The organism is Streptomyces sp. adm13(2018) (assembly GCF_008042145.1).
Taxonomy (GTDB): Bacteria; Actinomycetota; Actinomycetes; order Streptomycetales; family Streptomycetaceae; genus Streptomyces.
The window spans coordinates 402,107-410,819 of sequence record NZ_RDBH01000141.1 but is presented as its reverse complement, the minus strand read 5'-3'; the positions used below and the strand labels follow the sequence as shown (position 1 = coordinate 410,819).

Below are 8,713 nucleotides of genomic sequence, written 5' to 3'. Positions count from 1 at the left end.
CGGGCGGGGTGGTGCGGGGGAAGGAGATCTCGACGCGGCGGTTCTTCTTCCGGCCCTCCTCGGAGGCGTTGTCGGCGATCGGGTAGTCCTCGCTGTAGCCCCGGATGTCGAAGGTCGTGCCCGGGTCGAGGCTCCGCGCCAGCACCTGCTGCACGGCGACGGCGCGCTCCTTCGAGAGCTTGAGGCCGTGCGCGTACGTGCCGAGGTTGTCGGTGAACCCGAAGACGCGGACGCGGCCGGAACCGAGCCGGTTGATCTCGGCGGCGATGGCGGCGATACGGGCGTTGGCGGCGGGGCCGAGCTTGGCGCTGTTCTTGGGGAACAGGACTTCGGCCTGCAGCGCGAACGTCACGTCCACGTTGGTGTCCTGCCGGCGCTGCTCACCGCCCTCGTCCTCGACGATCTGCTTGATGTCGAGCACCTTGGCGGCGGCGAGGGTGGCACCGTCGGGAAGCATGAGCCCCGGGGCGTTCGGGTCGATGGCCGGCGGCGGCGAGGCACTGGCGGCGGCCCCGGGCGGATCGTCGGCGTACGCGACGGGCACGAGAAGGGGCCCCAGGGCGACGGAGGCGACCAGAAGCACGGCGAGGCGTCGGGATGTCGTCGTCATGGCGTCGCCTCAGGAGAGTTTGAGGGTGGCGGGTTCGAAGGTGGGGAGCTGGAAGGAGATCTCCGTGGTCGAGGCAGGGGGCGCGGGGAACTGCATGAAGACCTCGGCGGAATCGCCGGCTGAGATGGTGCTCAGACCGGACGTCGTCAACGGCCGTCCGTCTGTGTCCCGGAGGACGTAGTACCGCTTCTTTCCGAGGGAGTCGATGAGAGTGGCACCCCCCAACGAGGTTCCGTGTTTGATGACTTCCGTCTCGTCCCCACTGACCTGAGCGGGGACAGCAGTACCGGAATCCCCGGTGTTGGCCAGCCGCCCCTTCACGGTGAGGAAGCCGCCTGCGTCTCGCTCCACCGAGTTGATGACGAGCTCCAGGCCTTTGCGCCCCTTGAGCGTCGCAATGGTGGCCGGGGGCTCCTCATCAGCAGGTGTCGTCTGTCCACCACCCGGTGACTTCTGAGGGGCAGACGTCGTCACGGCCGGCTTGTCCGCCTTCGGAGACTCGTCAGCCCCGCAACCGACCACAAGGAAAGCAGCGGCCACGACGGCGACCACACCGGTCGCTCTGTGCAGCTCTTTTCCGTACCACGCGTTCATGTACCGCTCTTCCTCTACTCGTCGCAGGTCAATCCGACAGTCGGACAGTGAAGAGATCCGCGATGTCGGGGAGCTCAGGGTCTACGGGATCGATCACCCACGGCTCGCCGCGGCAGCTGAGACCCGTAATGGGCCCCGGTTCCTCCTCCTCGCCGTCATCGCCTTCCTCACCCTCCGCGGGTTCCGTCGGTGTCGGCGGAGGCGTCGGGTCCGGAGCCTCGAACGTGCAACGAGCCTCGACCACGGCATCGGCGCTCGCGGTGGCTTGCTCGGCGTCGGCTCCCGTCGTACGCACCGTCACGCTGAAGCCCCTACTGCCCTCCGCCGTGATGTCCAGGCAATCGGACATCGCTGCGCCGTTCTTGACAGCGAGGTCGGCCGCTGACGCGCACGCCGGAGAAGAGAAGAACTCCTGGCCGCGAACGAAAGCGCCCCACTGTGAGGGATCAAGGATGACGTCCAACCAGCCGGCACGCAGCTGTTCCCGCGCGTCCTGAGCCGCGGCGAGAGCCGCCGCGTCAGCGGCAGTCTGGGCGTCGTTCCGGGTGACAGCAGCCTGAGCCACCAGAAAGTAGGCGAAGCCGAGGAACAGCAGACCCGTCACGGCCGCGACGTACGCGGGGAACGCCTGCCCTGTGTCGCCCCGCCCGCATCCCACTAGCCGCCGGTCAGCTCGGCAATCTTGTCCGCGATCGCGGTCTTGATCGACTGCCCCAGATCCGTGCCGGTGATGGCCACCACAATCGCCACCACCACCACGATGATCCCCAGATACTCGACCGCCGTCTGCCCGCGGTCCCGGCCCCGGTCCCGGTCCCGGTTCTCCCGGTTCTCGCGGTTCGTTCGGGTCGTCAGTTCGAGCATGGCCTTGGTCAGGGCCTTCAGCATCGCGTCGTTCATCGTGGTCCCCTCCGCGTTCAGACGCCTGCGCACAGCCACGGTACGCCGACCCCTCGGTCTGCGCACTGGGCCCGTGGGCCCTTCTGTGGGCCCTGGTCATCGGGTGGGCCTTGAGCCCAGCCATGAGGCTATGGCCTCGGTACCGGTGCGGGTGCGGAGTTCGGCGAAGATTCGGCCGCCGCGGCCGGACGGATCGTCCTCGCCCCTGACCGGCGCCTTCGTGATCACACAAGTCGCCCCGGCCCGACGAGCCTTCACGTTCGCCATCTCCACCCCCCTCACACTCCGTCCCCACTGTTCCACATTCCGTTGCGGCAGCGAAGGGGTTGTCTCACACTGCGGCCGACTTCCCGGCCCGGCCTCACTCCCCCGTCACCGACCCGAAGTCCGTTCCCGTGCCCAGGAAGAGGCCCGCGCCCAGCAGGATCATCGTCGCCGGGACCATCAGCGTCGTGATGACCATCGTCGCCTTCGGAACCGCCTTCGCCGCCTTCCTCCGCGCGTTCTGCGCGTCCGTGCGCCGCATGTCGTTGGCGATCTGTATCAGCGTCTCCACGATCGGCGCGCCCAGCTCCTCGCCCTGCTGCAGCGCCGTCACGAACTGGGCGACCTGCTCGGAGTCGTTCCGGCGGCGCAGTTCGTCGAAGGCCTGCCGGCGGCTGACGCCCATGTCCATCTGCCGGAGTGTGATGCGGAGTTCGTCGGACCACGGGCCCTCGTACTTCTCCGCGACGCGTTCCAGCGCCTGGCGGAAGCCCAGGCCCGCCGAGACCACGACGGCCAGGACGTCCAGGAAGTCCGGCAGGGTGCGTTCGATCTGGTCCTTGCGGATGCGGACCGCCGACCAGATGCCGACCTCCGTCCAGAACGCCCCGAAGGCGAAGAGCAGCACGGCGACCAGGAAGGAGCCCTTGCTGAGCATCAGCAGGCCGCCCAGCCCGCCGAGGAAGCCGTAGACGGCCCGCCGCGCCCCGTACCGGTCGATCGTCAGGCCGCCGGGGTTCCCGGCCAGGTCGATGCGGCGCCGGACGGCACCGACGCGCTTGGGCCCCATGAGCCGGAGCACCGCCGGCGACCAGCGCATGCCCAGCCGGTCGACGGCCGAGTCGACGGCCCCGGTGCGGGTGGCGCCCACCTCCAGGGCGAGGCGGAGGTCATCGGGCAGTTTTGCGTCGGCGCGGTAGAGGCGGACGCCGTAGAAGACGCCGGCGACGGCCAGGCCGGCGAGGAGGGCGAGGAGGAGTTCCACGGTGGCGGTCCCGTCCCTACACGTCGATCTTCGAGAAGCGGCGGATGGCGATGAAGCCCACCACGTACAGCGCGAACGCGGCGACGACGGCGAACTGGCCGAGGCCGGAACCGGTCATCCGGTCCAGCGCCCCGGGCTGCATGTTGTCGATGAGCAGCAGCGAACCGACGCCGATGACGGGCACGGAGTACGCGGTCAGGCTCACCTGGGAGAGCTGGGTGCGGACCTCGCGCCGGGTCTCCTTGCGCTCCTCCAGGGTCTCGGTGAGGTTCCGCAGGGAGGAGACGACGGTGCCGCCGGCCCGGTTGGCGAGGACGAGGGTGGTGACGAGGACGACGAGCTCCCGGGACGGGAGGCGTTCGGCGAGTTCGCCCAGGGCGTCGTCGAGCGAGCTGCCGACGGCCAGTTGCTGGGCGACCTTCTCCAGTTCGTCCCCGGCCGGTGCCTCCATCTCGTCGGCGGCCAGGCTGAGGGCCATCCGGAGCGCGAGTCCGGCCTGGGTGGCGTTGGCCAGGATGCGGGAGAGCTCCGGCAGCTGGTTGATGAACTTCTCGATGCGTTTCTGCCGCTGCCAGCCGAGGTAGCCCATGGCGACCCAGATGCCCAGGAGTCCGCAGATCGGTCCGAAGAAGGGCGACAGGGCGGCCTGGCCGACGGTCCACAGGACGGCCACGGTGGCGGTGAGGGCCACGGTGAACTCGCCGGGGGTGATGTCGAGGCCGGTGGCCGCGATCCTCAGCTCCAGCCGCCGGCCGAGGGCCGTCCGGCGGACGCGCCGGTCGACGCCCTGGAAGCGGCGTCTGCGGCGGCCGGTGATCTCGGGGGCGCCGGACTCGTCGAGCCGGGCGACGAGCGCCGCGTGCCGGCGGGCCCCGCTCGCGTACAGCTGGACGCCGACGATGCCGAGGACGCAGGCGAGCAGGGTGACGCCCGTGGTCAGCCAGAAGGGGTCGGTCATCGTCACTTCGCCTCGCGGGTGGTCAGGTGGGCGTCCGTCACGGCCACGCCGAAGGCCTGCGGGATGGGCTGGCCCGCCAGATAGAGCCGTTCCGCGACCCGCCTCGGCAGCGGGTGGTACGTGAACTGCCCGTACACCCGGCCGTCCGCGGCCACCGGCTGTGCCTGGAAGCGGCACACCGTGGCGAGCAGGAAGCGCTCGCGCCCGTGGGAGGCGAGGACGGAGATCTCGGTGATCCGGCGGGTGCCGTCGGGGTGCCGGGTGAGCTGGACGAGGACGTCCACGGCGCTGTTGATCTGGTCGCGCAGGGCCTCGAACGGCACTTTGACCTCGGACATCGACGCCAGCGTCTGGAGCCGCATCAGGGCGTCCTCCGCCGAGTTGGCGTGGACGGTGGCGAGGGAGCCGTCGTGGCCGGTGGACATCGCCTGGAGCATGTCGAGGGTCTCGCCGCCGCGGACCTCTCCGACGATGATCCGGTCGGGGCGCATGCGGAGGGAGTTGCGGACGAGGTCGCGGATGGAGACGGCGCCCCGGCCCTCGATGTTCGGCGGGCGGGCCTCCAGGCGGATGACGTGGGACTGCTGGAGCTGGAGTTCGGCCGAGTCCTCGATGGTGATGATCCGCTCGCCGTCGGGGACGAGACCGGAGAGGGCGTTGAGGAGGGTGGTCTTCCCGGTGCCGGTGGCGCCCGAGACGATCAGGTTGAACTTGGCCTGAACCAGTCCCGACAGCAGGAGCAGCATCTGCTCGTCGAGGGAGCCGAGGCCGAGCATCTCGTGGAGCGTGTACGCCCGGGGGAAGCGGCGGATGGTGAGGGTGGCGCCGGTGAGCGAGAGCGGCGGGATGATGACGTTGACGCGCTCGCCGGACGGCAGCCGGGCGTCGACCATCGGGTTCGACTCGTCCACGCGGCGGTTCACGGTCGAGACGATCCGCTCGATGGTCTGCATCAGCTGGTCGTGCGAGGCGAAGCGGAGCGGCAGCAGTTCGACGCGGCCGGCCCGCTCGATGAAGATCTGGTCGGGGCCGTTGACCATGATCTCGGTGATCGAGGCGTCTTCGAGGAGCGGTTCGAGTACGCCGAGACCGAGGGCCTCGTCGACGACGCGGCGGATCAGCTGGGACCGCTCGGCGGTGGAGAGCACGGGGCCCTCGCGGCTGATGATGTGGCCGAGGACGCGCTCCAGGCGGGCGCGGCGCTCGGCGGCCGCGAGCGCGGACATCTCCGTGAGGTCGATCTCCTCCAGGAGCTTCGCGCGGAAGGCGGCGACCAGGTGGCCGTCCTCCCGGGCGGCCGCGCCGCCTCCGTGGTCCTCGGGGGCGTTGATCCGGGCGCGCAGGCTCATGATTCGTCGTCCCTTCTCACTCGTCCTCCTCGTCGGACAGGGGCATGGTGGCGGTCTTCTTCACTTCGCCGAAGTCGCCCACGAAGGGCAGGACGGAGGGGATCGTGACGGTGACGGTGACGGTGACCTCCCCACCGCCCGCGCCGCCCACGGAGGCGCTGGGGCGGACCCAGCCGCTCACGGCGGCGGTCGCGGCCGCCTGGGCGTCGGGCCCGTCCTCCTCGTCGCTGCTCTCCGCCCGCGCGGCCGCGCGGGCCGCGGTGCCCGCCTGCTGGGCGGCGTACGCGGCGATGCCGAGCTGGAGTCCGGCGAGGCCGACGATCAGCAGGATGGGCAGGAACCCGAGGTATTCGAGCGCGGCCTGCCCCCGGTCGCGCAGACCCTTCCGCCCGGCCGCCGCACCGCCCGCGCGCCGCCCCCTGCGCCCAGCGCAGGCGGGCACCGCGGCCCGCGCGCCGCCCCTTCCGCCCCGCCATCGACGCGTCGACGCGCCCGCACCCGCTCATCGCCCCAGGTCCTCCTCGTACACGGCCCCCGCCTTGCCCTTCACCGGGAGGAAGCCGCCCAGGCCGGGGACGAGGACGGGGACCTCGACGGAGACCTCGACGTGCACCATGCCGCCGCTCACGTCGCCGCAGCCGCCGCCGGAGGCGCTCCACGCGCCGTCGATGTGGCGGCGGGCGGCCGCCGCCCCGTCGTCCCCGACGGCGCACGCGCGGGCCGCTTCGTCCGCCGCGTTCCCCGCGAGCGTGAACGTGTAGCCGACCAGGACGACCTGCCAGAGCAGGGCGAGGGTGAGCAGGATCAGCGGCACCATGCCGAGGAACTCGACCGCCACCTGCCCCCTGTCGTCCCGGTGGGTGCGCATGGTTCAGCGTCCTCCGGTGCGGCGCCGCAGGCCGAGCGAGCCGCGGTCGCCCGCCCGGGCGAGCTGCTTGCCGGGCTGTCCGGACCCGGAGGCGGCCGCGGCCGGTGCCTGGACCAGGCCCAGTTCGCCCGCTAGGGCCCACAGTGCCTGTTTCACCGTCGACTTGGCGTCGAGTTCGTGGAGCCGGCCCGCGTCGACGACCGCCTGGAGCTCCTTGAAGTGGGCGGGGACGGAGACGCCCGCGACCCGGGTGCCGGTGATCTTCTGGACGAGGGGCGGCTGGATCTCGGTGGAGCGGTGGTGGCGGTTGACCAGGGTCACGGTCTCCTCGGCCTTGCGGACCTGGAGCCGTTCCCACATGCGTACCGTCCGCTTGGCCGCCCGGACGGCGACGACGTCGGGCGTGGCCACGAGGACGGCGGTGTCGGCCATCTCGATCGCGGCGGCGTTGGCGCTGTTGAGCTGGGAACCGCAGTCGACGACGACGACCTCGTGGCGGCCGCGGAGGGCACTGACGATCTGGCGGGCGGCGCGGTCGGTGACCTCCTCGCCGCGCTCGCCCTCGGCGGGGGCGAGGAGCAGGGAGAGGCCGGTCTCGTGGACGAAGACGGCGTCCTGGAGGACCCGGGGGGAGATGTCGTTGATGGCGGCCAGGTCGGCGACGGAGCGCCGGAACTGGACGTCGAGGTAGGAGGCGATGTCGCCGCTCTGGAGGTCCAGGTCGACCAGGGCGACGGTGCGCCCGGAGGCGCGGGCCGCGAGGGCGAGGTGGACGGCGGTGACGGTGGCGCCGACCCCGCCCTTGGCGCCGCTGACGGTGACGACGGTGCCGCCGGGGCCGGTGATCTGCTCGGCTCCGGCGCCGAGGTGGCGGCGGACGCCGACGGACCACTGGGCGGCGGCCTGGACGCGGCTGGCGAGTTCCTCGTAGCCGAGGGGCAGGGTGACCAGTCCCCGGGCGCCGGAGTCCATGGCGGCGGAGAAGAGGACGGGGCTCGCGTCGGCGGTGATGAGGACGACGCCGACCGCGGGGAAGCGGAGGGCGACCTCGCGGACGAGTTCGAGCGCGGGGACGGGTCCGATCCGCTCGTGGACGAGGACGACCTCGGGGAGTTCGTCGAGGGAGGCGGCGGCGAGCCGGGCGAGGGTGTCGACGAGCTGGGTGGAGTCCGTGACGGGGAGGGCGGGCTCGGCGTCGGGGAGCTGGCCGATGAGGGTGCTGACGGACCGGGCCGCGTCGGGGTCGCCGACGGCCGGCAGGATCCTGGTGGTCATACCGGCCTCACTTGTCCTTTTCGAGCGTGTAGGTGCGGTCGCGCTGGTCGGCGGGGGCACCGCCGGTGGAGGGGGCGACCAGGGCGAGGCGTACGTGCTCGGCGAAGGACTCGGCGTACGCGACGCGCTGGGCGTCGAGGGTGGAGAGGGCGAAGGAGATCGGCACGGCCTCGTTGGCGCGCGCGGAGCCCTGGGACCTGTCCCTGATGGGGGTGAGCTTGCCGACGTCGAGGACGCGGGCGCCGGCGACGATCATGCGGGACTGGGAGGGCTCGTCCTTCTTGTCGCCGGCGAAGGTGGCGTAGATGTTGACGGTGGCGCCCGCGGTGATCTTGCCCGCGACGCCGGTGGCGGCGTCGATCATGATGGCGATCTCCTGCTGGCCGGGCTGGAGTTCGGGCTGCTCGACGATCATGTCGGACTGGAGGAGCGAGCCGGCCCTGAGCTGGGTGACGGCGATCCTGCCCTCGATCTGGCGGAGGTCGGTGACGGCGGTCTCCGAGAGCCAGCGCTCCGGCATGGAGATCTTCTCGAACTGGTTCGCCTTCAGGGGGGTGTACGGGGCCACGTTCTCCTTGATCCGGTACGCGGTGGTCTCCGGGCCGACCTTGGAGTTCACGTCGCTGATGACGGCGAGCACACCGGCGAAGGCGCCGATCGCGCACAGGACGGACAGCAGCAGCAGGATGACGCCGCGGCGCTGGCGGGCAAGATCACCGCGGGCGCCACCGTCAACATCTACGCCACCTTCGCCGGCGACAAGAAGGACGAGCCCTCCCAGTCCCGCATGATCGTCGCCGGCGCCCGCGTCCTCGACGTCGGCAAGCTCACCCCCATCAGGGACAGGTCCCAGGGCTCCGCGCGCGCCAACGAGGCCGTGCCGATCTCCTTCGCCCTCTCCACCCTCGAC

Annotated in this window: 11 protein-coding genes; all 11 read right to left on the bottom strand. The window is 71.4% G+C overall.

All coding sequences use genetic code 11. The features are described 5' to 3' along the window. Positions 1-610 (bottom strand): OmpA family protein (locus EAO70_RS29970; protein ID WP_148006588.1); only part of this gene is annotated, 610 nt, incomplete at its 3' end. A 9-nt stretch (positions 611-619) separates the two neighbouring features. Further along, entirely contained in the window at positions 620-1,204 is a 585-nt protein-coding gene (locus EAO70_RS29965; RefSeq protein ID WP_148005977.1) for a hypothetical protein, read from the bottom strand. A 28-nt stretch (positions 1,205-1,232) separates the two neighbouring features. Next, a complete protein-coding gene (locus EAO70_RS29960) occupies positions 1,233-1,862 on the bottom strand; it encodes a pilus assembly protein TadG-related protein (RefSeq protein ID WP_148005976.1) in 630 nt (209 codons plus the stop codon). Continuing rightward, positions 1,862-2,104, bottom strand: coding sequence for a Flp family type IVb pilin (locus tag EAO70_RS29955; RefSeq protein WP_261993116.1), 243 nt, complete (start codon positions 2,102-2,104; stop codon positions 1,862-1,864). The genes EAO70_RS29960 and EAO70_RS29955 overlap by 1 nt, the downstream gene beginning before the upstream one ends. Before the next feature lie 361 nt (positions 2,105-2,465). Beyond that, positions 2,466-3,353, bottom strand: coding sequence for a DUF5936 domain-containing protein (locus EAO70_RS29950; protein WP_148005975.1), 888 nt, complete (start codon positions 3,351-3,353; stop codon positions 2,466-2,468). Positions 3,354-3,369: 16 nt separating this feature from the next. Then, positions 3,370-4,311, bottom strand: coding sequence for a type II secretion system F family protein (locus EAO70_RS29945; RefSeq protein ID WP_148005974.1), 942 nt, complete (start codon positions 4,309-4,311; stop codon positions 3,370-3,372). Between the two features lie 2 nt (positions 4,312-4,313). Continuing rightward, positions 4,314-5,660 carry a CpaF family protein gene (locus EAO70_RS29940; RefSeq protein ID WP_148005973.1) on the bottom strand — a complete coding sequence of 449 codons (1,347 nt, stop codon included), beginning with the start codon at positions 5,658-5,660 and terminating at the stop codon, positions 4,314-4,316. A 16-nt stretch (positions 5,661-5,676) separates the two neighbouring features. After that, positions 5,677-6,102, bottom strand: a complete 426-nt coding sequence (locus EAO70_RS29935; protein WP_148005972.1) for a TadE/TadG family type IV pilus assembly protein — start codon at positions 6,100-6,102, stop codon at positions 5,677-5,679. 60 nt (positions 6,103-6,162) lie between these two features. Further along, complete coding sequence (locus EAO70_RS29930) at positions 6,163-6,528, bottom strand: TadE/TadG family type IV pilus assembly protein (RefSeq protein WP_148005971.1); 366 nt, start codon at positions 6,526-6,528, stop codon at positions 6,163-6,165. Positions 6,529-6,531: 3 nt separating this feature from the next. Then, positions 6,532-7,803: a CpaE family protein gene (locus EAO70_RS29925; protein ID WP_148005970.1), complete on the bottom strand. Its 1,272-nt coding sequence runs from the start codon at positions 7,801-7,803 to the stop codon at positions 6,532-6,534. A 7-nt stretch (positions 7,804-7,810) separates the two neighbouring features. After that, the gene (cpaB, locus tag EAO70_RS29920; RefSeq protein ID WP_148005969.1) at positions 7,811-8,491 is read right to left on the bottom strand and encodes a Flp pilus assembly protein CpaB; all 681 of its coding nucleotides are present in this window, start codon (positions 8,489-8,491) and stop codon (positions 7,811-7,813) included. Between the last annotated feature and the right edge of the window lie 222 nt (positions 8,492-8,713).

Coding starts and splice junctions, on each gene's coding strand:
- EAO70_RS29965 (WP_148005977.1), bottom strand. CDS start 1,204: ATGAACGCGTGGTACGGAAAAGAGCTGCACAGAGCGACCGGTGTGGTC.
- EAO70_RS29955 (WP_261993116.1), bottom strand. CDS start 2,104: ATGAACGACGCGATGCTGAAGGCCCTGACCAAGGCCATGCTCGAACTG.
- EAO70_RS29945 (WP_148005974.1), bottom strand. CDS start 4,311: ATGACCGACCCCTTCTGGCTGACCACGGGCGTCACCCTGCTCGCCTGC.
- EAO70_RS29940 (WP_148005973.1), bottom strand. CDS start 5,660: ATGAGCCTGCGCGCCCGGATCAACGCCCCCGAGGACCACGGAGGCGGC.
- EAO70_RS29930 (WP_148005971.1), bottom strand. CDS start 6,528: ATGCGCACCCACCGGGACGACAGGGGGCAGGTGGCGGTCGAGTTCCTC.
- EAO70_RS29925 (WP_148005970.1), bottom strand. CDS start 7,803: ATGACCACCAGGATCCTGCCGGCCGTCGGCGACCCCGACGCGGCCCGG.